Annotated in this window: 28 protein-coding genes; 8 read left to right on the top strand and 20 right to left on the bottom strand. The window is 66.1% G+C overall.

Annotated elements, in window-relative coordinates; genetic code table 11:
• Nucleotides 1-2: 2 nt before the first annotated feature.
• The 9 genes from paaK to paaA form a co-directional block, all read right to left on the bottom strand.
• Nucleotides 3-1,325 (bottom strand): phenylacetate--CoA ligase PaaK, encoded by a 1,323-nt coding sequence (gene paaK, locus AB4Z32_RS03865; RefSeq protein ID WP_441934550.1) that lies wholly within the window; start codon nucleotides 1,323-1,325, stop codon nucleotides 3-5.
• Nucleotides 1,326-1,343: 18 nt separating this feature from the next.
• Complete coding sequence (gene paaI, locus AB4Z32_RS03860) at nucleotides 1,344-1,799, bottom strand: hydroxyphenylacetyl-CoA thioesterase PaaI (protein WP_441934548.1); 456 nt, start codon at nucleotides 1,797-1,799, stop codon at nucleotides 1,344-1,346.
• Nucleotides 1,789-3,369, bottom strand: a complete 1,581-nt coding sequence (gene paaH / locus AB4Z32_RS03855) for a 3-hydroxyacyl-CoA dehydrogenase PaaH (RefSeq protein ID WP_441934547.1) — start codon at nucleotides 3,367-3,369, stop codon at nucleotides 1,789-1,791. The genes paaI and paaH overlap by 11 nt, the downstream gene beginning before the upstream one ends.
• Before the next feature lie 3 nt (nucleotides 3,370-3,372).
• Entirely contained in the window at nucleotides 3,373-4,164 is a 792-nt protein-coding gene (paaG, locus tag AB4Z32_RS03850; RefSeq protein ID WP_441934545.1) for a 2-(1,2-epoxy-1,2-dihydrophenyl)acetyl-CoA isomerase PaaG, read from the bottom strand.
• A gap of 120 nt (nucleotides 4,165-4,284) precedes the next feature.
• On the bottom strand, nucleotides 4,285-5,361 hold the full coding sequence (gene paaE, locus AB4Z32_RS03845; RefSeq protein ID WP_441934543.1) for a 1,2-phenylacetyl-CoA epoxidase subunit PaaE: 1,077 nt from the start codon (nucleotides 5,359-5,361) through the stop codon (nucleotides 4,285-4,287).
• Between the two features lie 4 nt (nucleotides 5,362-5,365).
• The gene (paaD, locus tag AB4Z32_RS03840) at nucleotides 5,366-5,902 is read right to left on the bottom strand and encodes a 1,2-phenylacetyl-CoA epoxidase subunit PaaD (RefSeq protein ID WP_441934541.1); all 537 of its coding nucleotides are present in this window, start codon (nucleotides 5,900-5,902) and stop codon (nucleotides 5,366-5,368) included.
• A gap of 9 nt (nucleotides 5,903-5,911) precedes the next feature.
• Nucleotides 5,912-6,667, bottom strand: a complete 756-nt coding sequence (gene paaC, locus AB4Z32_RS03835; protein ID WP_441934539.1) for a 1,2-phenylacetyl-CoA epoxidase subunit PaaC — start codon at nucleotides 6,665-6,667, stop codon at nucleotides 5,912-5,914.
• Nucleotides 6,668-6,675: 8 nt separating this feature from the next.
• Nucleotides 6,676-6,960, bottom strand: a complete 285-nt coding sequence (gene paaB, locus AB4Z32_RS03830) for a 1,2-phenylacetyl-CoA epoxidase subunit PaaB (protein WP_047821541.1) — start codon at nucleotides 6,958-6,960, stop codon at nucleotides 6,676-6,678.
• A gap of 112 nt (nucleotides 6,961-7,072) precedes the next feature.
• Nucleotides 7,073-8,062, bottom strand: a complete 990-nt coding sequence (paaA, locus tag AB4Z32_RS03825) for a 1,2-phenylacetyl-CoA epoxidase subunit PaaA (RefSeq protein ID WP_441934537.1) — start codon at nucleotides 8,060-8,062, stop codon at nucleotides 7,073-7,075.
• 128 nt (nucleotides 8,063-8,190) lie between these two features.
• Here paaA and paaX point away from each other — a divergent pair, with 128 nt between their 5' ends.
• Nucleotides 8,191-9,117: a phenylacetic acid degradation operon negative regulatory protein PaaX gene (paaX, locus tag AB4Z32_RS03820; RefSeq protein WP_441934535.1), complete on the top strand. Its 927-nt coding sequence runs from the start codon at nucleotides 8,191-8,193 to the stop codon at nucleotides 9,115-9,117.
• Here paaX and AB4Z32_RS03815 read toward each other — a convergent pair.
• On the bottom strand, nucleotides 9,090-9,353 hold the full coding sequence (locus AB4Z32_RS03815) for a DUF2442 domain-containing protein (protein ID WP_441934533.1): 264 nt from the start codon (nucleotides 9,351-9,353) through the stop codon (nucleotides 9,090-9,092). The two genes, paaX and AB4Z32_RS03815, sit on opposite strands and share 28 nt — an antisense overlap.
• A 260-nt stretch (nucleotides 9,354-9,613) precedes the next feature.
• Between AB4Z32_RS03815 and AB4Z32_RS03810 the strand changes: the two genes are divergently transcribed.
• The gene (locus AB4Z32_RS03810; protein ID WP_441934531.1) at nucleotides 9,614-10,747 is read left to right on the top strand and encodes a M14 family metallopeptidase; all 1,134 of its coding nucleotides are present in this window, start codon (nucleotides 9,614-9,616) and stop codon (nucleotides 10,745-10,747) included.
• An 87-nt stretch (nucleotides 10,748-10,834) separates the two neighbouring features.
• A complete protein-coding gene (locus AB4Z32_RS03805; RefSeq protein WP_441934529.1) occupies nucleotides 10,835-11,644 on the top strand; it encodes a hypothetical protein in 810 nt (269 codons plus the stop codon).
• On the opposite strand, the gene nfsB is transcribed toward AB4Z32_RS03805, so the two are convergent.
• Together nfsB and pmbA are read right to left on the bottom strand one after the other, a co-directional pair.
• Complete coding sequence (gene nfsB / locus AB4Z32_RS03800; protein ID WP_441934527.1) at nucleotides 11,639-12,292, bottom strand: oxygen-insensitive NAD(P)H nitroreductase; 654 nt, start codon at nucleotides 12,290-12,292, stop codon at nucleotides 11,639-11,641. The two genes, AB4Z32_RS03805 and nfsB, sit on opposite strands and share 6 nt — an antisense overlap.
• A 92-nt stretch (nucleotides 12,293-12,384) precedes the next feature.
• Nucleotides 12,385-13,737 carry a metalloprotease PmbA gene (gene pmbA, locus AB4Z32_RS03795; protein ID WP_441934526.1) on the bottom strand — a complete coding sequence of 451 codons (1,353 nt, stop codon included), beginning with the start codon at nucleotides 13,735-13,737 and terminating at the stop codon, nucleotides 12,385-12,387.
• 93 nt (nucleotides 13,738-13,830) lie between these two features.
• Between pmbA and yjgA the strand changes: the two genes are divergently transcribed.
• The 4 genes from yjgA to AB4Z32_RS03775 are packed head-to-tail and all read left to right on the top strand — an operon-like array spanning nucleotide 13,831 to nucleotide 15,918.
• Entirely contained in the window at nucleotides 13,831-14,430 is a 600-nt protein-coding gene (gene yjgA / locus AB4Z32_RS03790; RefSeq protein WP_441934524.1) for a ribosome biogenesis factor YjgA, read from the top strand.
• Nucleotides 14,414-15,037, top strand: coding sequence for a molybdopterin adenylyltransferase (gene mog, locus AB4Z32_RS03785; RefSeq protein ID WP_441934522.1), 624 nt, complete (start codon nucleotides 14,414-14,416; stop codon nucleotides 15,035-15,037). The genes yjgA and mog overlap by 17 nt, the downstream gene beginning before the upstream one ends.
• Nucleotides 15,038-15,047: 10 nt before the next feature.
• Nucleotides 15,048-15,716 (top strand): alpha/beta hydrolase, encoded by a 669-nt coding sequence (locus tag AB4Z32_RS03780; RefSeq protein WP_441934520.1) that lies wholly within the window; start codon nucleotides 15,048-15,050, stop codon nucleotides 15,714-15,716.
• 4 nt (nucleotides 15,717-15,720) lie between these two features.
• Complete coding sequence (locus tag AB4Z32_RS03775) at nucleotides 15,721-15,918, top strand: hypothetical protein (protein WP_441934518.1); 198 nt, start codon at nucleotides 15,721-15,723, stop codon at nucleotides 15,916-15,918.
• A gap of 2 nt (nucleotides 15,919-15,920) precedes the next feature.
• Here the strand turns inward: AB4Z32_RS03775 and AB4Z32_RS03770 are convergent, their stop codons facing one another.
• The 8 genes from AB4Z32_RS03770 to AB4Z32_RS03735 all read right to left on the bottom strand — a co-directional run bounded on the left by AB4Z32_RS03770 (nucleotide 15,921) and on the right by AB4Z32_RS03735 (nucleotide 23,921).
• A complete protein-coding gene (locus tag AB4Z32_RS03770; RefSeq protein ID WP_441934517.1) occupies nucleotides 15,921-16,652 on the bottom strand; it encodes a LytR/AlgR family response regulator transcription factor in 732 nt (243 codons plus the stop codon).
• Nucleotides 16,649-17,719, bottom strand: coding sequence for a sensor histidine kinase (locus AB4Z32_RS03765; RefSeq protein WP_441934515.1), 1,071 nt, complete (start codon nucleotides 17,717-17,719; stop codon nucleotides 16,649-16,651). Before AB4Z32_RS03765 ends, AB4Z32_RS03770 begins: the two co-directional genes overlap by 4 nt.
• The gene (locus AB4Z32_RS03760; protein WP_441934513.1) at nucleotides 17,716-18,279 is read right to left on the bottom strand and encodes a transcriptional regulator; all 564 of its coding nucleotides are present in this window, start codon (nucleotides 18,277-18,279) and stop codon (nucleotides 17,716-17,718) included. Before AB4Z32_RS03760 ends, AB4Z32_RS03765 begins: the two co-directional genes overlap by 4 nt.
• A gap of 8 nt (nucleotides 18,280-18,287) precedes the next feature.
• A complete protein-coding gene (locus tag AB4Z32_RS03755; RefSeq protein WP_441934511.1) occupies nucleotides 18,288-18,848 on the bottom strand; it encodes a transcriptional regulator in 561 nt (186 codons plus the stop codon).
• A 136-nt stretch (nucleotides 18,849-18,984) separates the two neighbouring features.
• Nucleotides 18,985-19,539, bottom strand: coding sequence for a carboxymuconolactone decarboxylase family protein (locus AB4Z32_RS03750; protein WP_441934509.1), 555 nt, complete (start codon nucleotides 19,537-19,539; stop codon nucleotides 18,985-18,987).
• Nucleotides 19,540-19,752: 213 nt separating this feature from the next.
• A complete protein-coding gene (locus tag AB4Z32_RS03745; RefSeq protein WP_441934507.1) occupies nucleotides 19,753-20,604 on the bottom strand; it encodes a fumarylacetoacetate hydrolase family protein in 852 nt (283 codons plus the stop codon).
• A 73-nt stretch (nucleotides 20,605-20,677) separates the two neighbouring features.
• Nucleotides 20,678-21,892, bottom strand: a complete 1,215-nt coding sequence (locus AB4Z32_RS03740; protein WP_441934505.1) for a YbfB/YjiJ family MFS transporter — start codon at nucleotides 21,890-21,892, stop codon at nucleotides 20,678-20,680.
• A 1-nt stretch (nucleotide 21,893) separates the two neighbouring features.
• Entirely contained in the window at nucleotides 21,894-23,921 is a 2,028-nt protein-coding gene (locus AB4Z32_RS03735) for an FAD/NAD(P)-binding protein (protein ID WP_441934503.1), read from the bottom strand.
• A gap of 228 nt (nucleotides 23,922-24,149) precedes the next feature.
• Between AB4Z32_RS03735 and AB4Z32_RS03730 the strand changes: the two genes are divergently transcribed.
• Nucleotides 24,150-24,971: an alpha/beta hydrolase gene (locus tag AB4Z32_RS03730; RefSeq protein WP_441934501.1), complete on the top strand. Its 822-nt coding sequence runs from the start codon at nucleotides 24,150-24,152 to the stop codon at nucleotides 24,969-24,971.
• The last annotated feature ends 47 nt before the right edge of the window (nucleotides 24,972-25,018 follow it).

Here is a 25,018-nt window from a genome sequence, read left to right as displayed (position 1 = left end):
GATTATTTGTTGCGCTGGTCGACCACGCGCCGCGCCTTGCCCGTCATCGAACGTTCGATGCCCTGGGCCGGCAGCAGGTTCACGCTGGTGGTCACGCCGATATAGGTCTTGATGCGGTGCTTCAGTTCCTGGGCCAGGGCCGCTACCTGCTCGTCCGCAAGGAGAGCTTCCCCCGCACCCGGGCGCAGCTCGCAGCGCACCTCCAGCTTGTCGAGGTGGCCGTCCTTGCTCACCACCAGCTGGTAGTGCGGGGCCAGCGCCGGCATCTGCAGCACCTGTTCCTCGACCTGGCTGGGGAAGACGTTCACGCCGCGGATGATCAGCATGTCGTCCGAGCGGCCCGTGATGCGGCCCATGCGGCGCATCGAGCGCGAGGTCGGCGCGAGCAGGCGCGTGAGGTCGCGGGTGCGATAGCGGATGATGGGCAGGGCCTCTTTCGACAACGAGGTGAACACCAGCTCGCCCTCGGCGCCGTCGGGCAGCACCTCGCCGGTTTCCGGGTCGATGATCTCGGGGTAGAAGTGATCCTCCCAGATCACCGGGCCGTCCTTGCTCTCGATGCATTCGCTGGCCACGCCCGGGCCCATCACTTCGGACAGGCCATAGATGTCGACCGCGTCGATGCCTGCGCCCTGCTCGATCTCGCGGCGCATGGCGTCGGTCCAGGGTTCGGCGCCGAAGATGCCGACCTGCAGCGAGGAGGTGGCCGGGTCGATTCCCTGGCGCTTGAATTCCTCGACGATGTTCAGCATGTACGAGGGCGTAACCATGATGATGGAGGGCTTGAAGTCCTGGATCAGCTGGACCTGCTTCTCGGTCTGGCCGCCCGACATCGGCACCACGGTGCAGCCCAGGCGCTCGGCGCCGTAGTGGGCGCCCAGGCCGCCGGTGAACAGGCCGTAGCCGTAGGCGATGTGGACCATGTCGCCGGGACGGCCGCCGGCCGCGCGGATCGAGCGCGCCACCAGGTCGGCCCAGGTGTCGATGTCGCGCCTGGTGTAGCCGACCACGGTCGGCTTGCCGGTGGTGCCGCTTGATGCGTGCACGCGCACCACCTGCTCCCGCGGCACCGCGAACAGGCCGAAGGGGTAGTTGTCGCGCAGGGTCTTCTTCTCGGTGAAGGGAAATTTCGCCAGGTCGGCGAGCGTCTTGAGGTCGTCCGGGTGCACGCCCTTCTCGTCGAAGGCGCGGCGGTAATGCGCCACGTTCTCGTAAGCGTGCTTGAGCGTCCATTTAAGGCGCTCGAGCTGCAGGGCCTGCAGCTCGTCGCGGCTGGCGCGCTCGATCGCTTCGAGATCGCCGGGTTGAGGAATGCCTTGCACCATCTGCCTCTCCTAACTTAATTACTGGGTATTGCCCGCTTCCGCCACCATGCCGTTCACACGGTGGGATTTGCCGCGAAAGAGCGCGACCTTGCGCCCCTCCTGGTTGGTGACCACGATGTCATAGACACCGGTCTTGCCGGACAGCGCCTGTTCGACCGCTTCGGCCGTCAACAGGTCGCCTTCGCGTCCCGGCGACAGGTAATCGATGCTGCAGCCGGCGCCGACCGTGTTGAAGTTGTGCGAGTTGCAGGCGAAAGCGAAGGCGCTGTCGGCCAGCATGAAGATATAGCCGCCGTGGCAGGTGCCGTGACCGTTCAGCATGTCCTCGCGCACGCGCATGCTCATGCGCGCATAGCCCGGGCGGATCTGGTCCAGGCTCATGCCGAGGCGCTGGCTGGCCGGGTCGCGCTCGAACATGGTCTTGCCGGCCAGTTCGGCCAGCTGCTGCGCACGTTCGCGGGTATCAAACTGCATGGAATCTTGCTCCTTCCGGATTGGCCGCCAGCTTGCGGCGCAACAGCGGCGAGACACGATAGCGGTCTTCGCCATAGCTGGCCGCCAGGTTGTGCAGCACGGCGGCCACGTGGCGCAGGCCCACCGTATCGGCCCAGGCCAGCGGCCCGCGCGGATAGTTCACGCCCTTCTGCATGGCGACGTCGACGGCGCGCGCACTGCACACGCCCTGGTTGACGGCGTCCGCCGCCTCGTTGGCCAGCATGGCGACGGTGCGCATCACGGCCATGCCGGGCACGTCGTCCAGGCGCGTGACAATGAAGCCGGCCGCCTGGAACAGGCCGACCGCGCCGCGCCAGGCTTCCTCGCTGCACTGGTCGGCTTTCGCCAGCGCGATGCGGGTGGCCCTGGCCGGGTCGAGCACCAGGTCGAACAGCACGGTATTCGGGTGATCGTCGTCGGCCGCGCGCTGGGTGGCGCTGCGGCCGTCGGTCAGGTAGATCGCGGCGCCATTGGCGTGGAAGGCCGGCTCTTTGCGGGTGTCGCTACCGTCGAACATCGAGGGATGGCTCGGATTGATCCCATGCGCCGCCAGGCGCTCGGTGACCACGGCCTGCAGCGCGTCGAAGACCGGATCGCTGAGGTCGCGCTGGCGCGTGATGCGCACCGTCGTCGGCATCTCAGCTGCCGGTTCGGCCTGGGCCGCCGGCGCAGCCACGCCCTCGCCATACCGGTAGAAGCCGCGTCCCGATTTGCGGCCGAGGAAGCCGGCATTCACCAGCTCCTGCTGCAGCACCGAGGGCGTGAAGCGGGGGTCGCCGAAATACGCCTTGAACACCGACTGCGTGACCGAGAAGTTGACGTCGTGGCCGATCAGGTCCATCAGCTCGAAGGGCCCCATGCGGAAGCCGCCGGCGTCGCGCATCACGGCGTCCAGCGTGGCCGCATCGGCCGCCTGTTCCTGCAGCAGGCGCAGGGCTTCCGCATAATAGGGACGCGCCACGCGGTTGACGATGAAGCCCGGAGTCGATTTCGCGTGCACCGGGTTCTTGCCCCAGGCTTCGGCCGTGGCGTAGACCGTGTCCGCCACGTTTTTATCGGTGGCGACGCCTTCGACCACCTCGACCAGCGCCATCAGCGGCACCGGATTGAAGAAGTGCATGCCGACCAGGCGCTCCGGGCGCTTCAGCCGGGCGGCGATGGCCGTCACCGAGATCGACGAGGTATTGGTGGCCAGGATGCAGTCCGGGCCAACGATGTCTTCCAGTCCGGCGAACAGTCCACGCTTGACCTCGAGGTCTTCGACGATGGCCTCGACCACCAGCGCCGCGTCCTTCAGCTCCGCCGTCGATGCGGCCGGCTGCAGGCGCTCGCGCGCCAGGCTGGCTTCATCCGCGCCCATGCGGCCTTTCTCGACCAGCTTGTCCCAGCCCTTGCCGATGCCGGCGATCGCCTTGGCGACGGCTTCGGGCCGCGTGTCGTAGAGGCGCACCTGGTGCCCGGCGCTTGCCGCCACCTGGGCGATGCCTGAGCCCATCGCGCCGCTGCCGACCACGGCGACGACGCTACCCTTCTCCAGTGCCTGAACCATCGCTCATTCTCCCTTGAAGTGAGGCTGGCGCTTCTCGATGAAGGCGGCCACGCCCTCGCGGTAGTCATGGCTGTAGCCCAGTTCGCGCATCATGCCGGCTTCCAGCTGCAGTTGCTGCTCGAGGGTGTTGGTCCAGCTGGCCAGCATGGCTTTCTTGGTGAAGGCCAGGCCCTTGGTCGGCGCCTTGGCGAAGTGCTCGGCCATCGCCATCGCCTCGTCCATCAGGGCTTCGTCCGGCACGCAGCGCCAGATCAGGCCCCATTGCTCGGCCTTCTCGGCCGGCAGCTTGTCGCCCAGCAGGGCCAGGCCCATCGCGCGCGCCGGACCGATGAGGCGCGGCAGCACCCAGGTGCCGCCGGTATCGGGGATCAGGCCCAGCTTGCAGAAGGCCTCGATGAAGCTGGCGGATTTCGCGGCCAGCACGATGTCGCAGGCCAGCGCCAGGTTGGCGCCGGCGCCGGCGGCCACGCCGTTCACGGCGCAGATCACCGGCATCGGCAGGGTGCGCAGGGTCGTCACCAGCGGCGCATAGTATTTTTCGACCGATTCGCCGAGGTCCACGCCGGGCGCGCCCGGTTCGACGGCGCGGTCGTTCAGGTCCTGGCCGGCGCAGAAGCCGCGGCCGGCGCCGGTCAGCACCAGCACGCGGACGGTCTTGTCGGCCTGGAGCTTGTCCAGGGCGTCGCGGACTTCACCGTGCATGGCCTTGGTGAAGCTGTTCAGGCGATCGGGGCGGTTGAGGGTGAGGACGGCGATGCCGTCGGCTATGGTGAACTGGATGGATTCGTAGGTCATGGGTGTCTCCTCGTTGTTGTTATCCCGTCGTTCCCGCGGAGGCGGGAACCCAAGTTTTTCGAACCGCTACGAACTTGGATCCCCGCCTCCGCGGGGACGACGTGCTAGCGTCAGTGGTGCTTAGTCATGCACGTCGAAATCAACCACGATCTTATCCGTCACCGGAAAACTCTGGCAGCTCAGCACGAACCCGCGCGCCACTTCGTAGTCTTCGAGCGCGTAGTTGACATCCATGTCCACCTGCCCTTCCAGCACCTTGCAGCGGCAGGTCGAGCACACGCCGCCCTTGCAGGAGTAGCGCATGTCCAGCCCAGCGCGCAGGCCGGCGTCCAGCAGCGATTCCTTGTCCTTGTCCATCGTGAAGCTGGCGTGGACACCGTCCATGACCACGGTGACTTCGGTCTGGTGACGCGGCTCCGCCGTCACCGGGCGCGGCTTGCGCTCGCTCTTTGCCGCGCCGGCCGCGAACAGCTCGATGCGGATGCGCTCCTTCGGCATGCCGGCGCCTTGGAGGGCGGCCGAGACACCATGCATCATGTCTTCCGGCCCGCAGATGAAGGCGTAGTCGACGTTCTCCACGCGCAGCCAGTGCTGGAACAGTTCGCGGCACTTGTCTTTGGTGATGCGGCCGTGGAACAGCTCGATGTCCTGAGGCTCGCGGCTCATGATGTAGACCAGGTTCAGGCGCTCCAGGTACTGGTCCTTCAGGTCGGTCAGCTCGTCGCGGAAGATCACCGACGACGAAGCGCGGTTCCCGTACAGCAGGGTGAAGCGGCTGTGCGGCTCGGCAATCAAGGTGGTCTTGATGATCGAGAGGATGGGCGTGATGCCGCTGCCGGCCGCGAAGGCCAGGTAGTGGCGGCGGCTCTCCGGTTCGAGCGGCAGGTTGAAGCGGCCCTCGGGCGGCATCACGTCGATGGTGACGCCGGGGCGGATGCATTCGTTGGCCCAGGTCGAGAACAGCCCGCCGTTCACGCGCTTGATCGCCACGCGCAGGCGGTCGTCCTGCACCGCCGAGCAGATCGAGTAGGAGCGGCGCACGTCCTCGCCGTCGATCATCGCGCGCAGGGTCAGGTGCTGGCCCTGCTGGTACTGGAAGGCCTCGCGCAGCTGCGGCGGCACCTCGAAGGTGACCGCGATCGCGTCGCGTGTTTCGTGCTTCACCTTGGCGACGGTGAGTGGATGGAATTTGCTCATCGTTTTAATGACACTTGAAGTAGTCGAAGGGCTCGCGGCAATCGAGGCAGCGGTACAGCGCCTTGCACGGGGTCGAGCCGAACTGGCTGATGGCGAGGGTGTGGCGGGAACCGCAGTGCGGGCACGGCACTTCCGGCTCCTGGATCGCGTGCCTTTTCACACCGTGCTTCAGGGCGCTGATGTCGATCACCTGCTGGCTAGGGGGTGCGATGCCGTAGCCCTTCAGGGCCGCTTTGCCGGCCTCGCTCATCCAGTCGGTGGTCCAGGCCGGCGACAGGCGGGTGGCGATGCGCACGCGCTGGAGTCCGCGCGCACGCAGGGCGCTCTCCACGTCCTCGGCGATCACCTGCATGGCCGGGCAGCCGGAATAGGTCGGCGTGATCGTGACCACCCACTCGCCGGTATCGCCGGCATTGCCGTCGAAGGCGACATCGCGCACGATGCCGAGATCGACCACCGAGATCACCGGGATCTCGGGATCGGGCACCTCGCCGAGCCAGGCCCAGACCTGGGACGTATCGATCACCGTCTCCTCGCTCATGGTGCTGCCTTACCAATCCGCGCCGGGATAGGCGCGCTGCAGGAACTGCATCTCGGCCAGGATGTAGCCGAGGCGTTCGGTATGCCGGCCCTGCTTGCCGCCGCGCTGCATATAGGCCTCCGGCGACGGCATCGCCAGGGTCGCATCAAGCAGCACTTCGCCGACGTGCTGCAGGAAGGCTTCGCGCAGCGGCTCGGCGTGCGGCGCGACACCCTGCGCCACCATGGCCTCGTCGAGCGCGTCGTAGATGAACATCTCGCCGGCATAGGTCCACAGCTCGTCGACGGCGGCCTGCATCTTCGCGTGGCTGAGCGGCGTGCCGTCGCCCAGGCGCACCACCAGGTCGCCGCTGCGGCGCAGGTGGTAAGTGACTTCCTTGAGCGACTTTTCCGCGATCTCGGCGATGCGTTGATCCGTCGAGGCCAGCAGCCCGCGCATCAGGAAGTAGTGCCAGGTATCGAAGAAGAACTGGCGCACCATGACCTGCGCATAGTCGGCGTTCGGCTGCTCGACCAGCAGGCAGTTGCGGAATTCGCGGCTGTCGCGCAGGTAGGCCAGGCGGTCCTCGTCGCGGCCATGGCCTTCGAGTTCGCCGGCGTAGCTCAGCCACATGCGCGTCTGGCCGAGCAGGTCGAGGGCGACGTTGGTGAGCGCCATGTCTTCTTCGAGCGCCGGACCCTTGCCGCACAGCTGGGACAGCTGCTGGGACAGGATCAGGGCGTTGTCGCCCTGGCGCAGGAGATATTCGAACTTCGCGTTATCCACGCCCGGCCTCACAGGTTCTTGACTTCTTCCGGCATCGGGAAGAAGGTCGGGTGGCGGTAGACCTTGCTGTTGGACGGCTCGAACAGCGCGTCCTTGTCGCTCGGGCTGGAGGCGACGATGTCGGCCGCCTTCACGACCCAGATCGAGACGCCTTCGTTACGGCGCGTGTAGACGTCGCGCGCATTGTTGATCGCCATCTCGGCGTCGGGTGCATGCAGGCTGCCGACGTGCTTGTGGGCGAGTCCGTGCTGGCTGCGGATGAAGACTTCCCACAGTGGCCATTCTTTGCTCATTTTTGTGTCTCCTGTCTGCCGTCGCCCCCGCGAAGGCGGGGGTCCAACTTACTTTGCGAACCACTCACGCAAACTCGGGTCCCCGCCTTCGCGGGGACGACGGTGCTTGTTCTTACGCCGCGGCTTTCTTGTCCGCCTGCTTGTCCGCATACGCCACCAGCGCATCGCGGAACCATTCGCCTTCTTCCCAGGCCTTCACCCGCGTGCGCAGGCGTTCCTTGTTGCAGGGGCCGTTGCCCTTCAGGACGTTGTAGAACTCGTCCCAGTCGATCTCGCCGAAATCGTAGTGGCCGCGTTCTTCGTTCCACTTCAGATCGGGGTCGGGGATGGTGAGGCCGAGGAATTCGGCTTGCGGCACGGTCTGGTCGACCATGCGCTGGCGCAGCTCGTCGTTCGAGAACAGCTTGATGCGCCACTGGGTCGACTGCGCGCTGTTGACCGATTCGGCGTCCGACGGGCCGAACATCATCAGCGAAGGCCACCACCAGCGGTTCAGCGCGTCCTGGGCCATCGCCTTCTGCTCGGGCGTACCCTTGGCCAGCTGCATCATGATGTCGTAGCCCTGGCGCGCGTGGAAGGACTCTTCCTTGCACACGCGGATCATGGCGCGCGCGTAGGGGCCATAGGAGCAGCGGCAAAGCGGAATCTGGTTGATGATGGCGGAGCCGTCGACCAGCCAGCCGATCGCGCCGATGTCGGCCCAGGTCAGCGTCGGGTAATTGAAGATGCTCGAATACTTGGCCTTGCCCGAATGCAGGGCATCGAGCAGCTCGTCGCGCGAGACGCCCAGGGTTTCGGCGGCGCTGTACAGGTAGAGGCCGTGGCCGGCTTCGTCCTGGATCTTCGCCAGCAAAATGGATTTGCGCTTGAGCGTGGGTGCGCGCGTGACCCAGTTGCCTTCCGGCAGCTGACCGACGATCTCCGAGTGGGCGTGCTGCGAGATCTGGCGCACCAGGGTCTTGCGGTAAGCCTCGGGCATCCAGTCCTTCGGCTCGATCTTGACGCCGGCGTCGATGCGGGCCTGGAAAGCCTGTTCTTCCGCGCTCATGTCGTCGCGGGTCTGCACTTTCTTGAGGCCGGTTTCTACCATTTGGGCGTACATGGCTGTCTCCGTTTGTGTTCTGACTGAATCCATAATACGATACAAAAAACTCGATGTACACAAAAATTTTGAATCATATCGTGATGCAAGAGCTGTCGGCTGCGTCGTGATTGCGGTAAAGTAATCATATGAAAATGCTCACCAGCAACGAGTGGATAAACCGCTTCCTCGCCACCGATCCGCCGCGCTCCAAGTCGCTGGTGATGACCATCTTCGGCGACGCCATCGCCCCGCACGGCGCCCGCCTGTGGCTGGGCAGCCTGATCGAACTGGTGGCGCCGATGGGCGTGACCGACCGCCTGGTGCGCACCAGCGTGTTCCGCCTGGTGCAGGAAGGCTGGCTGGTGGCCAACCGCGAGGGACGGCGCAGCAGCTATGCCCTGCTGCCGGAGGCGCGTCCGCGCTTCGAGCGCGCGAACCGCCGCATCTACGCCGCGCCGGGACTCGACTGGGACGGCCGCTGGACCCTGGTGATGGCGCCCAACGGCAGCATCGACGCGCCCCTGCGCACGGCCGTGCGCAAGGAGCTCGAGTGGGAGGGCTATGCGATGCTGGCGCCGGGCCTGCTGGCGCATCCGGCCGCCGATCCCGCGCCGCTGGCCGAAATCCTGGAACGGGTCAAGGCCGGCGGCAAGGTCTTCGTCTGCAGCGCCGCCGAGCTGCCGGATGCCGGCTCGCGTCCGCTGGGCGAACTGGTGCAGGAGGGCTGGGACCTGTCCGGCGTGGTATCCGACTACTGCCGCTTCATCGACGAATTCACGCCCCTGCTGGCGACCCTGCGCGAGGAAACGGACCTCACGCCCCAGGCCGCGTTCGTGGTGCGCAGCCTGCTGATCCACGCCTACCGCCGCGTCCAGCTGCACGATCCGATGCTGCCTTTGGCCCTGCTGCCGAATCCCTGGCCGGGCTCGGAGGCCTATGCGCTGGCGCAGGCGATCTACCGGCTGACCTGGGAAAGGGCCGAGGCCCACCTGATGGAGGTGCTGCGGCGTGAGGATCCGGAGGCGCCCGGCGCGGATGCCGGCTTCTACGACAGGTTCGGCGGATTGCGCTGAGACGCCGTCATCGACAGCCGGATACCCTCCACGCCCAGTTCCAGGTCCAGCCCCGGCCAGTACAGGCAGGTTTCGCCGAAGCACTCGACCCGGCACAGCTGCGCCACGGTCGCGTGCTCGAACCAGGGGAACATGGCGAATGGCAGGTACAGCTCCTCCCGATGGCAGCGCAGCCAGAAGCCCCGCCTGTCGATGCTGGTAATTTCGGCATGTGCGACACGAATTTCGTTCTTCATGTTTGTCCTCCCAAACGAGCACCTTAGCAAAAGCCGGATGGCCGACATTTGACCGGCAACAGACGAGCCGATTTGCGCACCGAAACGAGTCATGGGTATGATGCACGCCCTACCACTCAAATAACAGGACCTCGTCAAACCGTAGCGAGCGGCCGCAGTTTCGGCCGAGAAGCGCAGCCGTACTTACGGTACGGCGAGCATCGCAGGCCGAAAATGCAACGCGCAGCAGGTTTGACGAGGTCCCCACTACAGGACGCACCATGTCTATCAAGATCAGCAGCCAGTTCGACGCTGGCGCCATCGATATCGTGAACGCCACGAGCGCGAACGCCATCGACCTGAACATCCGCAAGGATTCGCACGCCGACATCACCCAGTGGTTCTACTTCCGCTTGCAGGGCGCGCAGGCCCAGCCCTGCACGATCCGCCTGCTCAACGCCGGCCAGTCGGCCTACCCGAAGGGCTGGGAAGACTACAACGCGATGGCGAGCTATGACCGCATCAACTGGTTCCGCGTGCCGACCAGCTTCGACGGCCAAGTGCTGACCATCGAGCACATCCCGGCCATGGACAGCGTCTACTACGCCTACTTCGAGCCCTACTCGTGGGAGCGCCACCTGGAGCTGCTGGACCGCGCCCAGCTGTCCGAGCAGGTGCGCATGGTCGACCTCGGCTCGACCGTCGACGGCCGCGACCTGAACATGCTGATCATCGGCGAACCTTCGCCCGCGAAGAAAAAAGTGTGGGTGATCGCACGCCAGCACCCGGGCGAGACGATGGCCGAGTGGTTCGTCGAGGGCATGCTCGACGCCCTGCTCGATCCCGCTCACCCCTTCGGCCGCCAGCTGCTGAAAGAAAGCGTGTTCTATGTGGTGCCGAACATGAACCCGGACGGCTCGGTGCGCGGCAACCTGCGCACGAATGCCGCCGGCGCCAACCTGAACCGCGAATGGCTGAACCCGACCATGGAGCGCAGCCCGGAAGTCTTCCTCGTCAAGCAGAAGATGCACGAGGTCGGCGTCGACATGTGCCTGGACGTGCACGGCGACGAAGGCCTGCCCTACGTGTTCATCGCCGGCAGCGAATCCCTGCCGAACTTCACGGCCGAACAGGCCGCCGCCCAGAAGGCCTTCTCGGACGCCTTCATGGTCGCCAGCCCGGACTTCCAGGACGTGCACGGCTATGGCGAAACGCCCTATAGCGAAGAGACCCTGACCATGGGTTCGCCACACATCACCCACGCCTTCGGCTGCCTGTCGCTGACCCTCGAACTGCCGTTCAAGGACAACGCCAACGATCCGGATCCGCAAGTGGGCTGGGATGGCGCGCGCAGCGCCCGCCTGGGCGCTAGCGTGCTGCAGCCGGTACTGCAGGCGGTCCGCGCGATCAAGTAAGTCTTTGCCCGGCCGGGAACCGGCCTGCGCCGCCGCCTGTCAAAAGCATGAGCGGCGGCCAGCGCCAGGGAAACTGCGGAGAGCGGCATGGGCAATGTCTATCGGCCAGGAGAAAGTCCGGCTGCGGGAGCGCTGCCTCCCGCCGGACTGGCGCTGGGCGACGCCTGGTTCTGGCATACCGACCAGACGCTGCTGCATGCGCTGGTCGAGCACCCGAAGGTCTCTCCCGAGCATGCGGGTGTCCGCCTGCTCGGCTTCAATGGCGCCAGGCTGAACGAGTACATCGGCGACGGTCACTATGCCAGCGTGATCCGCATGCACCTGTCGCCGGATTGCCACTTCAGCGAAGTCTATCTCGGCGGCTTCGCCAACGACGCGCTCGAGCACCGGCTGGCGCTGCGCGACGATTGCTCCTCCGCCTCCGATCCGGCCGCCTGCTTCTCGCCTGCGCGCCTCGACCTGATGCTCTACCACATCAGCGAAGGCCTGAACGGCATCATCCGCGCCATCCGCTGGGCCTACCGCAAGACCACTTGGCAACAGCCGATCTTCCTGAACGGCTACGACTATCCGGTGCCCGACGGCCGCGGCTTCGTCAACAGCCATGGCGGCTGGCTCACGACCATCATGGACGACGCCGACGTCGATCCCGACCTGGCCTTCCGCACCGAAGTCATGAAGCGCATGATCGACGTGGTGAACGACGAGGTGCTGGCGGAATTCCACTCGCCCCTCGAGCGCGTGTTCCACGTCGACAGCCGCGGGGTCCTGGCGACCGACCCGGAACACTACGCGGAAGACTGGGAGAACGAGGGCTATCCGACCCGCGAGGGATTCATGAAGCTCCTCGAGCGGGCCTGGTTTCCCGCGCTCCACCCCTTCCGCATCGTTTTATAGGAAAGTAAACACCTGTTCTTCCTGCAGGCGCGACTTCGGCAGGCCGGCGTTGAAGTCGGTCTCGGCGTGGTAGCCGAAGCTCAGCATGACCAGGCTGGTCAGGCCGCGCTCGTGCAGGCCGAATTCCGCGTCCAGCGCGGGGACGTCGATGCCTTCCATCGGCGTGGTGTCGATGCCCAGGTTGGCGGCGCCCAGCATGGCGGTACCGAGGGCGATGTAGACCTGCTTTTCCAGCCACTGCGGCAGGTCTTTCTGGGTGTAGCGGTGCAGGTTCACATAACCCAGGCGGCCCTTGGCCTGGCCGGCCCTGGCGGCTTCGTCGCGGAAGCGGCCGTCGCGCTGTTCCTGCTCGAGGATGCTGTCGAGGTGCTGCTGGTCGGCATCGGCGCGCACGCAGAACAGGATCACGTGCGAAGCGTTGAGGATCTTCGGTTCGTTGTAGATGAAACCGCCCTGGGCGCCCTTGGCCATGCGGGCCTTGGCTTCCGGCGTGCTGGCGACGATGAAGTGCCAGGGCTGGGAGTTGACCGAGGACGGGCTGTTGCGCAGCAGACCATAGATCTGCTGCATCAGTTCCTCGGGGACGCGACGGGTCGGGTCGTAGGCTTTGGCGGTGTGGCGCTTGGTGGCGGCGGCGAGAATGTTCATGTGGTTCCTTTTTATGTGCAGTGCATATCTGCACATTATTGCAGGAACCCAAAATTCGCGTGCGAGGCGGACTCGTCCGCCTTCAATGGCAATCAGCTGCCCGCAATCACCATCTTCTCGATCAGGATCGAGCCCGTCGACTTGTTGCCACGCGTCAGCACGTCATTGCCGATGCCGACGATGGACTGGAACATGTCCTTCATGTTGCCGGCGATGGTGATCTCTTCGACCGGGTACTGGATCACGCCGTTCTCGACCCAGTAGCCGGACGCGCCGCGCGAATAGTCGCCGGTCACGTAGTTGGTGCCCTGCCCCATCAGTTCCGTGACCAGCAGGCCGGTGCCCATCTTGCGCAGCATGCCTTCGAAGTCGTCGGCGATCTTCGTTTCCTTCGACAGGATTTCCAGGTTGTGCGAGCCGCCGGCATTGCCGGTGGTCTGCATGCCCAGCTTGCGTGCCGAGTAAGAAGATAGGAAATAGCCCTGCAGCACGCCATCGCTGACGACCTTGCGGGTCTGGGTACGCACGCCTTCTTCGTCGAAGGGCGAGGAGCCGACCGCGCCGACGATGTGCGGGTCTTCGACGATCTGGATGTGCGAAGGGAAGATCGACTTGCCGAGAGAATCCAGCAGGAAACTCGACTTGCGGTAGAGGGCGCCGCCCGAGGTTGCCTGGACGAAAGAGCCGACCAGGCCGGCGGCCAGCGGGGCTTCGAACAGTACCGGGCAGGTGCGGGTGTCGAGCTTGCGCGCGTTCAGGCGCGCCAGGGCGCGTTCGGCGGCGTAGCGGCCGACCTTTTCGGGATCGGCCAGCTTTTTCGGGTCGCGCGCGGAGGTATACCAGTCGTCGCGCTGCATCTTGTTGCCCTTGCCGGCGATCGGCGCGACCGACAGGGTATGGCGCGAGAATGGGTAGCCGGCGCAGAAACCGAGGCTGTTGGCGGCCACGAAGTGCGACTGCTGCACGTAGACGCTGGCGCCTTCGCTGTTGGTGATGCGCTTGTCGACGCCGAAGGCGGCCGCTTCGCAACGCTGGGCGATGCGCACGGCGTCCTCGGCATCGATGTCCCAGGGGTAGCACAGACGCAGGTCGCGCGGGTTCATTTCCAGCAGATCGGCGTCCGGCAGGCCGGCGGCCGGGTCTTCGGCGGTGAAGCGGGCGATGTTGTAGGCCGCCTCCACCGTGGCGCGCAGCGAGGCGCTGGAGAAATCGGAGGTGCTGGCATGGCCGCGGCGCTGGCCGCAGTAGACGGTCACGCCGATGCCCTTATCCTTGTTCTGCTCGATGGTCTCGACCTGGCCCTTGCGCACCGTCACCGCCAGACCGCTACCCTCGCTGATCTCGACCGCCGCGTCGCTGGCGCCGGTTTCCTTTGCAATTGCCAGCACGTCCTGTGCGAGCTGCTTGAGCTGATCCTGGGTATGGGTGAAGACGGAGTCGTTCATGTGCGTTTGTCGTAGCGAGCCCTAAAACAGTTATCATAGCAGCCGTTTACTGTTTTTACCGTCCAGACGTGCGTCTGACGAATCTAGATCATCATGCCAAATGCAAACCGCGGCGCTGTCGGCTTCCGCTCCGACGAGTTCGAACCGGAATACGACCGCCCCTCCAAGTCCGAACTGAAGCGGCAGAGTAACGAGTTGCAGAAGCTCGGCGAACAGCTCATCGAAGCGCCGCGCGACCGCGTCAAGCGCGTGCCGATGCCGGACGAGGTCAAGGATGCGATCCTCATGGCCCAGACCATCACCAACCACGAAGGCCGCCGCCGCCAGTTGCAGTACGTGGGCAAGATGATGCGCTCCCTCGACGAGGAGGAAGTCGCCGTCATCCAGCGCACCATCGAGAGCTGGAAGGGCACCTCGAAGGCCGAAGCTGCCGCCCTGCACGCGCTGGAGCGCCGCCGCGAGAAGCTGCTGGCCGACGACAAGGCCCTCACCCAGCTGCTGGGCGAGCATCCGGAGCTGGACGCGCAGCACCTGCGCACCCTGATCCGCAATGCGCGCAAGGAGCAGGCCGAGAACAAGCCGCCCAAGGCCTACCGCGAGATCTTCCAGATCCTGAAGGACCTGGCCAAGGCGCCCAAGGCTGCCGCGGAAGGCGATGGCGAAGAGGAAAGCGGCGATGAGTCTGGAGAATAAGGTCCAGGACCCGGCGCGTGAGCTCGTGATTGGCCTGATCTCGGTCTCGGACCGTGCCAGCGGCGGCGTGTACGAGGACAAGGGCATCCCCGCCCTGCAGGAATGGCTGGGCAAGGCCCTGACCACCCCGTTCCGCGTCGAGACCCGCCTGATCCCCGACAACCGCGACGACATCGAGAGCGCGCTCATCGAACTCGTCGACGAAGTGCGCTGCCACCTGGTGCTGACCACCGGCGGCACCGGCCCGGCGCGGCGCGACGTCACGCCCGAGGCGACCCTCGCCATCGGCACCAAGGAGATGCCGGGCTTCGGCGAGCAGATGCGCCAGGTCAGCCTGCACTTCGTGCCGACCGCGATCCTGTCGCGCCAGGTGGCCGTGATCCGCGAGACGCCCGACCCCGCTTCTGAACATGCTGCCCTGGTCATGAACCTGCCGGGCCAGCCGAAGTCGATCAAGGAAACCCTCGAGGGCCTGAAGGACGCGGACGGCAAGACCATCGTCAACGGCGTGTTCGCCGCGGTGCCCTACTGCATCGACCTGATCGGCGGTCCCTTCATCGATACCGACCCGACCGTGTGCGCCGCCTGGCGCCCCAAGAAAAAATAAGGATGCATGCATGAGCGAGCTGCTCGACCACGTCACCATCGACACCAGCGACAACCCGGAAATCTCCGTCATCTGGCTGCATGGCCTGGGCGCGGACGGCAACGACTTCGTGCCCATCGTGCGCGAGCTCGACCTGGCCGGCCTGCCGGGCATCCGCTTCATCTTCCCGCACGCGCGCACCATGCCGGTCACCGTCAACGGCGGCTACGTGATGCGCGCCTGGTACGACATCACAGGCGCCGAACTGACGCGCCGCGAAGACGAAACCGGCCTGCGCGCTTCGCAGAAGGAAGTCGAAGCCTTCATCGCGCGCGAAAAGGCGCGCGGCATCCCGGCTTCGCGCATCGTGCTGGCCGGCTTCTCGCAGGGCTGCGCGATGACCATCCAGACTGGCCTGCGCCACCCGGAAGCGCTGGCCGGCATGATCTGCCTGTCGGGCTATGTGCCGCTGTCGGCCACGCTGGCGACGGAACGCACCCCGGAAAGCCTGGCCACGCCGATCTTCATGGCCCACGGCCGCCACGACAACGTGGTGCCCTTCGCCCGCGCCGAGCAGTCGCGCGACCTGCTGGTCTCGCTGGGCTACCAGGTCGAGTGGCACGAGTACGCCATGCAGCACTCGGTGTGCCTCGAGGAAGTCCAGGCCATCTCGGCCTTCTTCAAAAAAGTATTGGGCTAAAGCGATGGCGAAGAAAGAAGAACTCGACGAAGAGACCATGGCGCTGATCAACTGGTGCATCGAGGTCGAGAAGCACCTGGTGGCCGGCGGCGCCACCCAGAAGCAGGCGCAGGACTACATCGAAGAGAATGTCGAGTGGTTCACCGACATGTTCTACGATGAGTTCACGCCGGAGCAGGCGGCCAAGGAAGCGTTGGCCTAGTTCTACATTCCGCGGAAGAGGTGCTGGAAGCGCTGGCTCACCGGCAGCCTGGCCTCATGTCCGCGCAGTTGCACCCATAAAGTCCCGTCCTCGGCGCGCGCCGCCGCCGCGATCCGCTTGACCGCCACCATGTAGCCGCGGTGGATCTGCCAGAACGCCGTCCCATCCAGCGACTCCGCCAGCTCCTTCAGGCTCAGGCGGATGTGCGCTTCCATCGAATCCGTCACCACCCGCGTGTACTTGGCGTCGGCGCAGAAGTACACCACGTCCGCCAGGTCGATGAAGTGAATGGTGTTGCCGACCGTGGCCTGCAGCCAGGCCGGCTGGCTCTTCGGCAGCGGCTGCGTCAGCCGCGCCAGGTCCGGCGGCGTTGCCTCGATGCGCGCCCGCACCCGTTCGACCGCCCGTGCAAGGCGCTCCATGCCCAGCGGCTTCGACACGTAGTCGACCGCGCCTTCGTCGAAGGCTGCCAGGGCATGCTCGCCGAAGGCCGTCACGAAGACGACGTGGGTGCGCGCCCCGAACACGCGCGCCAGTTCCAGGCCGTCCAGGCCGGGCATGCGGATGTCGAGAAAGGCGGCCTGCGGCGCCATCTCGCGGCACAGGCGCAGCGCCTCGATGCCGTCCTCCGCCTCGACGATGCGGGCCTCGGGCCACAGCTGCGCCAGCGCTTCCCTCAGCTCGGCGCGCAGCAGCGGCTCGTCGTCCGCGACCAGGATGCAGGGCCCGCTCAAGCCGCCCTCTCCAGGCCCGGCTTCCCGTCCGGCTTTCCGTCCAAGATCGGCAGCATCAGCACGGCCTCGGTCACGCCGGCCGGTGTGCGGCGCAGGTCGAAGGCGGCCGCATCGTCGTACAGCGCGGCCAGCCGCTGGCGCAGGTTGCGCAGGCCGACGCCGCTGCCCAGCGTCGTGGCGCCTATCCCTGCGCCATCGTCGCCGACCGTAATCGTCACCGCTGCGCCGGCGCGCTGCGCGTCGAGGCTCACGCTGACGGGGCCGGGTTTGCGCTCGACGCCGTGCTTGACCGCGTTCTCCACCAGCGTCATCAGGAGCAGCGGCGGCACCGGCATATCGGCCAGGTCGGCCGGACAATCCAGGCGGTAGTGTAGGCGCTGGCCGAAGCGGATCGCCATCAGGGCCAGGTAATGGCCGGCGAGGTCGAACTCGCGGCCCAGCGTCGATTCCTGGCGGCGCATGTCGGGCAAGGCGCTGTGCAGGTAGGCGATCAGGTGCTCCAGCATCTTCGCCGCGCGCTCCGGATCATGGCGCGCCAGGTAGCGGGTATTGGCGAGGGTGTTGTACAGGAAGTGCGGCTCGACCTGGGCCTGCAGGGCTTTCAGCTCCGCGGCCAGCACCGCGTGGCGTAAGCCGGCCAGTTGCCGGGCGCGGGTGCGAACCTGGGCCTGCCACAGCGGCAGGCCGAGCGCCAGCGTGCTCACGCCAAAGGCACAGGCCATGACCTGCAGGTCCGGCAGCCCCGGCAAACCACGCGACCGCATCCACGCGTGATAAGGCGTCAGCATCGCCACCGTTCCGGCGGCGCTGGCCATGAGCAGCGCACTCCATGCCGCGGTCCATCCGAAGCGGACGGCGGCCGCGCGCGCGCCCAGCAGCAGCGCCGCACAGCTCAGCAGCATCGGTCCGAGTACCGCCGCGAACAGGCCGATCAGCGAATACCGCTGCAGCCAGGCGGCGCCGGCCACGAAGGCGCACAGCACGGCCAGGCTGCACAAGCCCTGGCGCGCGCTGCAGCCGTACAGGCGCCGCACGGCCGCGACGGCGGTGTCGTCCTGCACGCTCACAGGATCGGCGCCGTCGGCAAGGCGGGGCCGGGCTGCATGGTGTCGACCGGGACGTCCTGACCGACCTGCTCGAAGCCGAGGCGGTCGATCCATACCTGCCCCTTGCCGATATTGTTCACGCCGAACATGATGGCCGCGGCATCCTGCGGCACGTCCAGCACCACGCTGCGCTCCTGCCAGTCCGTGCTGCCCCTGATCGGCCTGTCGGCGCTGTTGTAGAAGGCGACACTGCGGCCGGCACGGTTATCGACCCGCATCCACAAGCCCGCCCAGCCGCTCACGTCCTGGGTCTTTACGAATGCGCGGAAGCGGATGCGCTGGCCGAGGTAGTTCTGGGCCGAGATCACTTGTGCCAGCGACGCCCAGGCATTCGGATCGTCGGCCTTGTTGCGCAAGAATTTGGCGCCCCGCACCCCGGGGTCCTGGTCGACGCCGGCGCCGAACTTCTGTGCATGGGTACCGGTGACGAACCAGGCGGGCGGCAGCGGCTCGGGACCGGCTGCGCATACCGGCGCCGAGTATGCGGCGATGGCGGCAGCCAGGATGAAAGACGCTTTCATGGCCGCCTTCACAGCGACGGCGAAGCCGGCAGCGAGTGATTCCTGAAGCTGTCGACCGGCACGTCCTGGCCGACAGCCTCGAATGCGAGCTGGTCGATCCATACGGTTCCCTTGCCGCTGTCGATCACCCCGAACGCGATCCGGGTCGCCTCCTGCGGCACGTCCAGCACCACGCTGCGCTCCTGCCAATCCGTGCTGCCCTTGATCGGCCTGTCCTGGCTGTTGTAGAAGGCCAGCCGGGCCGGGCCGGCGCCATCCACCCGCATCCACAGGCCCGCCCAGCCGTCGACGTCGCGGGTCCGCACGCGGGCGCGGAAGCGAACCCGCTGGCCGACGTAGTTCTGGGCCGAGACCACCTGGGTCAGCGAAGCCCAGGCCAGACTGTCATCGCTGGTATTGCTCAGGAATTTGGCGCCCTTGACGCCATCCGCCTGATCGACGCCGGCCGTGAATTTTTTCACGTGCTTGCCGTCCAGCTGCCACGGCGCCGGCAGCGGTTCGGGAGCGGCGGCCAGGGCCAGAACCGAGGTGGCGGCGATCGCCGCGGCGAGCACATACTGTGGTTTCATTCGTGTCTCCGTTAGTTGAGGGCTGTTACGCGCCTCTACTTTGCCGGCTGCCGGCGCATCGTGTGCGGGCATGCGACGAAGGGCCGGCCGGCGGCGACGAGCGCGGCGTCCCGCCGACGAGCTGGTCCGGCAGCACTCATTCCGGCAGCGGATCAGCGCTCGACGCCGGCGCCGCAGTCTGCGCGCTGTTCATCACCATCGCCAGGAAGGTGTAGTAGCCGTTCACGCCCATCAGGTCGACCACGCCCTGCTCGCCGAACAGCGCCAGCGCATTCTGATAGACGCGGTCGGAGACCCGCTTGTCGCGGTGCAGCTCCACGCAGAAGTCGTACACCGCCTCTTCGTCGGCCAGCATCGCCTTCGGCCGCCGGCGGTGCGCGATGGCGTCGATCAGGTCCGCCGCGATGCCGGCCTGCAGCGCGATCGGCGCGTGGATCGCCCACTCGACCTGCTGGTCCCATTCGCGCGCGGTGACGAGGATCGCCAGCTCGGACAGCCGCACGCCGATGGCGCTGCGGTAGCGCAGGTACTCGCCCATGCGCTGCGCATGGCCCATCAGCTCGGGGCTGTGCAGCAGCGGCACGAAGGGCCCGTAGAGGGCGCCGCGCGGGCCGTTGACGATCTCTTGCGCGGCCGTGCGCTGGGCGGCGGTCCAGGCGTCAGGAGGGATGGGGCGGAGGCGGTCTGTCATGCAGGAAATATTCGCATGCCGTCCGGTAAAAATCAAAAGAATCCCGGCGCTTCGCGCTTATTTTCAATCCTCAATTTTTTGGAGGGGATTCCGGGCTCGGCTAGAGGAGGCGTCATTCCCGCGCAGGCGGGAATTCAAGGTCAGTATGCGGTCCAGCGAGCAAACTTGGGTTCCCGCCTGCGCGGGAACGACGTTTAAGGCAGCGGGCCTATATCAAGCCTTCGGGTAAGCCACCACTTCCTGCTGCTGCTCCCCCAATCCCGCAATACCCAGGCGCAGCTTGTCTCCCTTCTTCAGGAAACGCTGCGGCGTGCGGCCCAGGCCCACGCCCGGCGGGGTGCCGGTGCTGATGATGTCGCCCGGCTCCAGGGTCATGAAGCGCGACAGGTAGCTGACGATTTGCGCCACCGTGAAGATCATGTTCGAGGTATTCCCGGTCTGCACGCGCTTGCCGTTCAGTTCCAGGTAGAGGTCGAGGTCCTGCACGTCGAAGATCTCGTCCTTCGTCACCAGGAAGGGGCCGACCGGGCCGAAGGTGTCGCAGCCCTTGCCCTTGTCCCACTGCGAGCCCATCTCGAACTGGAAGGCGCGCTCGGAGACGTCGTTGACCACGCAGTAGCCGGCCACGTACTTCAGCGCGTCTTCTTCGCTGACGTACTGCGCGCGCTCGCCGATGACGATGCCCAGCTCGACTTCCCAGTCGGTCTTCTTCGAGCCTTTCGGCAGCTGGATCGCATCGTCCGGGCCGGACAGGGAGCTGGTCGCCTTCATGAACAGGATCGGTTCCTTCGGAATCGGTGCGCCCACCTCGGCCGCGTGGTCCGAGTAGTTCATGCCGATGCCGATGAATTTGCCGACGCCCTTGACCGGGACGCCGAAGCGCGGCTCGCCGCGTACGATGGGCAGGGTCTTCCAGTCGACCTTGGCCAGTTTGCGCAGCGCCTTTTCGGACAGCACCGACGCGTCGATGTCGTCGATGATGCCGGCCAGCGAGCGCAGGCGGCCTTCTTCGTCGAACAGGCCGGGTTTTTCCTTACCGGGGCGGCCGTAGCGAACCAATCTCATATTCTTCCTTCTGTGCGAGTAAACCGATCCCGCATTCTACTTGACCTCGCCGCAAGCGATGCTTCGCGCCGCCTCAGGCGATGCCCGGCTGTGCGCCGCCGCTCCGGTGCCTGAAGCGCAGCATGGCGATGGCGACGACGCACAGCGCCGAAACGGCGAGTGCGGCGGCGCTGATCCAGAACAGGATTGCGTACGACTGGCGGCCATGCATGAGCCACACCATGCCGCTGGCGCCGCCGGCCTGGGCCAGCGAAAAGCACAGGTTCATCGCGGTCCAGTTGCGCCGGTGGTCTCCGGCGCCGCCGATCTCGAGCGCATAGCTGGATGCCGCGCCGACGATACCCGGCGAGAAGAAGCCGACCAGCACCGACGACAACAGCAGCGTCACCGCGCCGTGGGAAAACATCGGCAGCGCCACGCCGAGGGCCTTCAGGGCGAATGCCACCGCCAGCGTACGGTTCAGGCCAAAGCGGTCGGCGATCACGCCGGTCAGGTAAGGGCCGCATGCCGCGCCCACGCCGAAACAGGCCCAGAAGAAGCTGGCGACGGCCAGGGGCTGGTGCAGTTCGCGCGTGATGTAATCGGCCCAGAACAGGGTATGCGGCAGGTAGCCGATCGCGTTCAGCGTATAGGCGAGGCACAGCAGCAGGATCGGCAAGGACAGGCGCGGCCAGCCCGGGGCTGTCCGGTGCGCCGCCGCTGCCGTGGGTGCGGCGGCCGGCCAGTAGCGCCATGTTAGCGCGGTCAGCAGCGCGCAGACGACGCCCAGTGCCAGCCAGGTCACCGCCAGCTGGTAGCTCGCCAGGCTGGGAACGATGGTGGAGGCGGCGACGATGCCGAGGCCGACACCGGAAAAGATGACGCCGCTGGTGCGTCCGCGCCGCGCCGCCGGCGTGCGCGGCAGGATCAGCACCGGCGCCTGCACCATCAGGATCGCACCGCAGGCGCCGGCGACGGTGCGCCACACCACGAACCAGGCCAGGCCGCCATCGCGCCAGCCGCAGGCGAAAAAGCTCAGCGCGCACAGCAGCATCGACAGCCGCACCATGCGGCCGGCCCGGCAGCGGCGCGCCAGCAGCGATGCCAGTCCGATGCCGAGCAGGTAGCCGGTCAGGTTGGCGGCGCCGAGGTAGCCTGCCGCGGTCAGGTCGAACCATGCCTGCCGCACCAGCAGGGGCAGGATCGCGGCATAGGCGAAGCGCCCGATCCCGACCCCGGTCAGCGTGGCAGCCATGCCGCACAGGCCGGGGCCGGCCTGTGCGAGGCGGGTACGCAGCGCAGCGCCCACCTCAGGCCCCGGTCAGGGCGAGCGGCGCAACCGGAACCTCCGGCGCTTCGGCGTCGGCCGGCTCCGCCGGTCTCTCCAGCGGATAGGCGAGCGCCGCGATCCCCGCGCCGGGTTCCGCCAGCTCATCGGTCGCCTGCAGCAGCCGCAGACGCGCGCTGCGCTCGCCGATCGCGTCCATCATGCGGCCGACGGCACGCCCGGCGTCGACCATCGTGGTCGAATTGGCGCCGGGACGCGGCAGCACGAAGGTGTAGAACTTGCATCCTTCGACCAGGGTGCCGAGCGCCCACAGGCTGGACTGCGGAGCGCCGTCGCGCCCGATCACATTCATGTTGCGGTCGACGGTGATGCCGCCCGGATGGAAGCTGCCGTTCATGAAGGGCGACACGATCCCGCGCTGCATCATCTTGCGCATCAGCGGCGACTTGTCCTCGCGCGGCCCCGGCAGCGAGGCGCGCCCGCGTACCAGTACGTCGGCCGTTTCGGTCTCGCCGTTCCAGTGGCTGCGTACCACGAAGCGGCCGGAGTGCTCGTCCAGGACACAGCTCGCACCGGGTCCGAAATCGGCCTGCACGACGCCGGCGTCCATCAGCGCGAGCAGCTGCGCGATCCTCTCCTTCGGCGGTCCGACCGCCAGCCGGTTCATGATCGGCAGGAACTCGGACAGCACCCAGCGGTGCGACTGCTCGGTCAATCCGCAATAGTCGATGGCGCTGCGGATCACGTCGCGCACGTCGCGCAAGACGTCGCAGGCGGACTTCAGCGGTCCGTCGAGGTTGCCGAGGCAGGCCTGCTCGAAGTCGCCCCACATATAGCCGCGCAGCCAGTCGTCATACTGGCGCCGGCTCTGCAGCGCGCGGGCGGGAATCGGGTTGACCAGTTCGTCCCACGACAGCTGGTCGCGCCGGGTGACGTACTTGCCGATCAGCTCCTGGCGCGCCGCCGCACTGCCGGCCGCCATGAACTCGTTACTGAAGGTCAGCGCGGTGAGCTTGTCCAGCTTGCGGTACAGATACGAGAAATAGTAGGCGAACTGCATGTCGCTCCAGAGCAGCGGCATGATCTGCCGGTCGAAATCGAGCTTGCCGCCCGGCGTTTCCGCCCGCAGTTCCTCGACCCTGGCCATGGTCAGGAATTTCGGCTTGTACTGGCCGAACACGCCTTTCTGATTGGTCGCGCGCGCCATCAGCGGCAAGCCCGAGCGCGAGTACAACAGGATTTTCGGTTCCTTGCCCGACGGCCGGTAACGCAGGCGGCCCACCGGCTCCATCTTGCTGCATGGGACGAAGCCGCCGCCCCGGCCGGAGGTCAACTGCGCCAGCAGGTCGAAGGTGGTCAGGCCGATGCCTTCGATGGCGATAGTGTCGCGTTCCTTGACGCTCGAGACGGCATTGCGGATCGGATAGGGTTCCAGCACGACCTGCAGGCTCGGGTTGTGGGCGCGCGCGCGCTCGACCTTCTGCATCAGCGCCGACTCGGCCTCGCTCGGCAGCTTGCGCGCGTGGCCGGTGGTCAGGAACACGAAATCGACCGGATAGGCGCAGCCGTCGTAGAACACATTCCAGCCCTCCCCGTTGGCCTCGAGATCGTCGACGTTGGCGAAGTTGTGCAGGAAGATCTTCACGTGCGGCGGCGCCATCTTCTTCAGGTACTCGAAGCCCCAGCGCAGGTAGTCGCCGAACAGGGCGCGCGAATAGTAACCGTTGCGGTCGATGACCAGATGCTCGGCCGCCACACCCGGTCCCCTGCCGCTTTTGCTGCCGAGCCAGTCGGCAAACGAAGGCCCGTACAGGAGCGGTCCGGCGCCGCGGACGGTGTCGTCGGAAAACTGCGTCATCTGGCAAGCGACCGTGTTGACCAGCAGGTGGTCTGCCTGGTCGGTGGTATGGCAGCCCGGCCCGAATTCCTTACCGTCAAACAGGTACAACCCCAGCGGCGTTGCATGCGGATCGTTCCGTGCATACGCGATGATGCGGTCGAGCACCGAGATACCGCGCGGTCCCAAGCCAATGACTGCGATCTTGTACATGTGAACCTCATATGGATGAGATGAGTGCATTTTTTGAACAATGGTTCATGAATAAAACAAACCAATGATAGATAGGCGGCCGATGACACGGTTGCGCATCCGCAACTTTTGAGGGTGTAGAACACTATCCGTGGGTTAACGTTTTGCCTTGCTTTCTGTCAAGGAAACGCTTGCGGAACAGAACGACACTGCGAATTTCGCTTTGCTCACGACCACATGGAGGCCTGAATGAAGTCGACCAAGCTGGGACGCCGTACCTTCCACCTCGCCGCGCTGGGCAGCCTGTTCCTGGGCGGCGCGGCCTCCGCCGCACGCCCGCCGGCATCGCCTGTGCCGAACAAGCCGAAGACCTTCGTGCTGGTCCATGGCGCATGGTATGGCGGGTGGTGCTGGGACGCGGTCGCGCACGCCCTGCGCGCACGCGGCCATACGGTCACCGCGCCGACCTGCCCGGGGCTGGGCGAACAGGCCCATTTGCTGTCAAAGGATCTTTCGCTATCGACCTTCATCACGAGCATTGGCAATCACATCCGCTACGAGAACCTGAGCGATGTGATCCTGGTGGGGAGCGGCTTCGGCGGCGTGGTGATCAGTGGCGTCGCGGACCGCATGCCGCAGCTGCTCAAAAGCATGGTGTTCGTGGACGCCATGGTGCTCGACAGCGGGCTGTCGGTGTTCGAAGCCCAGCCGGCCGCAGTGACGAAGAAGCGCCTCGAACAGGTGGAACGCCAGGGCAAGGGCATCGCGATTCCGGCGCCGCCCGCCAGCTCCTACGGCGTCGCCGACAAACAGACGATGGAGTGGCTCAGCGAACGCCTGGCGCCGCAGCCGGTAGGCACCTACCAGGAAAAGCTGGTGCTGAACAACCCTATGGGCAATGGCGTTCCGCGGATTTACATCGATTGCGTCGCATCGCCGTTCGAGCCCCTGGTCGAGATCAAGAAGAATCTCAAACGCCAGCCGGATTGGAAATGGGTGGAGCTGAACACCCATCACGATCCGATGATTACCGAGCCGCTGATGCTGGCCGACTTCCTGGCCGCCGTCTAGCTTGTGCCAGCGCAACTTATTTGCGGACCCGGTGTCGTACATTAATT

The organism is Massilia sp. 2TAF26 (genome assembly GCF_052115005.1).
Classification (GTDB): domain Bacteria; phylum Pseudomonadota; class Gammaproteobacteria; order Burkholderiales; family Burkholderiaceae_D; genus Telluria.
This window is presented reverse-complemented; position numbering and strand designations above follow the sequence as displayed.

What these genes read in the sequence shown, in the direction of transcription:
- paaK (WP_441934550.1), bottom strand. Translation starts at nt 1,325, where the DNA reads ATGGTGCAAGGCATTCCTCAACCCGGCGATCTCGAAGCGATCGAGCGC.
- paaI (WP_441934548.1), bottom strand. Translation starts at nt 1,799, where the DNA reads ATGCAGTTTGATACCCGCGAACGTGCGCAGCAGCTGGCCGAACTGGCC.
- paaH (WP_441934547.1), bottom strand. Translation starts at nt 3,369, where the DNA reads ATGGTTCAGGCACTGGAGAAGGGTAGCGTCGTCGCCGTGGTCGGCAGC.
- paaG (WP_441934545.1), bottom strand. Translation starts at nt 4,164, where the DNA reads ATGACCTACGAATCCATCCAGTTCACCATAGCCGACGGCATCGCCGTC.
- paaE (WP_441934543.1), bottom strand. Translation starts at nt 5,361, where the DNA reads ATGAGCAAATTCCATCCACTCACCGTCGCCAAGGTGAAGCACGAAACA.
- paaD (WP_441934541.1), bottom strand. Translation starts at nt 5,902, where the DNA reads ATGAGCGAGGAGACGGTGATCGATACGTCCCAGGTCTGGGCCTGGCTC.
- paaB (WP_047821541.1), bottom strand. Translation starts at nt 6,960, where the DNA reads ATGAGCAAAGAATGGCCACTGTGGGAAGTCTTCATCCGCAGCCAGCAC.
- paaA (WP_441934537.1), bottom strand. Translation starts at nt 8,062, where the DNA reads ATGTACGCCCAAATGGTAGAAACCGGCCTCAAGAAAGTGCAGACCCGC.
- paaX (WP_441934535.1), top strand. Translation starts at nt 8,191, where the DNA reads ATGAAAATGCTCACCAGCAACGAGTGGATAAACCGCTTCCTCGCCACC.
- AB4Z32_RS03815 (WP_441934533.1), bottom strand. Translation starts at nt 9,353, where the DNA reads ATGAAGAACGAAATTCGTGTCGCACATGCCGAAATTACCAGCATCGAC.
- AB4Z32_RS03810 (WP_441934531.1), top strand. Translation starts at nt 9,614, where the DNA reads ATGTCTATCAAGATCAGCAGCCAGTTCGACGCTGGCGCCATCGATATC.
- AB4Z32_RS03805 (WP_441934529.1), top strand. Translation starts at nt 10,835, where the DNA reads ATGGGCAATGTCTATCGGCCAGGAGAAAGTCCGGCTGCGGGAGCGCTG.
- nfsB (WP_441934527.1), bottom strand. Translation starts at nt 12,292, where the DNA reads ATGAACATTCTCGCCGCCGCCACCAAGCGCCACACCGCCAAAGCCTAC.
- pmbA (WP_441934526.1), bottom strand. Translation starts at nt 13,737, where the DNA reads ATGAACGACTCCGTCTTCACCCATACCCAGGATCAGCTCAAGCAGCTC.
- yjgA (WP_441934524.1), top strand. Translation starts at nt 13,831, where the DNA reads ATGCCAAATGCAAACCGCGGCGCTGTCGGCTTCCGCTCCGACGAGTTC.
- mog (WP_441934522.1), top strand. Translation starts at nt 14,414, where the DNA reads ATGAGTCTGGAGAATAAGGTCCAGGACCCGGCGCGTGAGCTCGTGATT.
- AB4Z32_RS03780 (WP_441934520.1), top strand. Translation starts at nt 15,048, where the DNA reads ATGAGCGAGCTGCTCGACCACGTCACCATCGACACCAGCGACAACCCG.
- AB4Z32_RS03775 (WP_441934518.1), top strand. Translation starts at nt 15,721, where the DNA reads ATGGCGAAGAAAGAAGAACTCGACGAAGAGACCATGGCGCTGATCAAC.
- AB4Z32_RS03760 (WP_441934513.1), bottom strand. Translation starts at nt 18,279, where the DNA reads ATGAAAGCGTCTTTCATCCTGGCTGCCGCCATCGCCGCATACTCGGCG.
- AB4Z32_RS03755 (WP_441934511.1), bottom strand. Translation starts at nt 18,848, where the DNA reads ATGAAACCACAGTATGTGCTCGCCGCGGCGATCGCCGCCACCTCGGTT.
- AB4Z32_RS03750 (WP_441934509.1), bottom strand. Translation starts at nt 19,539, where the DNA reads ATGACAGACCGCCTCCGCCCCATCCCTCCTGACGCCTGGACCGCCGCC.
- AB4Z32_RS03745 (WP_441934507.1), bottom strand. Translation starts at nt 20,604, where the DNA reads ATGAGATTGGTTCGCTACGGCCGCCCCGGTAAGGAAAAACCCGGCCTG.
- AB4Z32_RS03735 (WP_441934503.1), bottom strand. Translation starts at nt 23,921, where the DNA reads ATGTACAAGATCGCAGTCATTGGCTTGGGACCGCGCGGTATCTCGGTG.
- AB4Z32_RS03730 (WP_441934501.1), top strand. Translation starts at nt 24,150, where the DNA reads ATGAAGTCGACCAAGCTGGGACGCCGTACCTTCCACCTCGCCGCGCTG.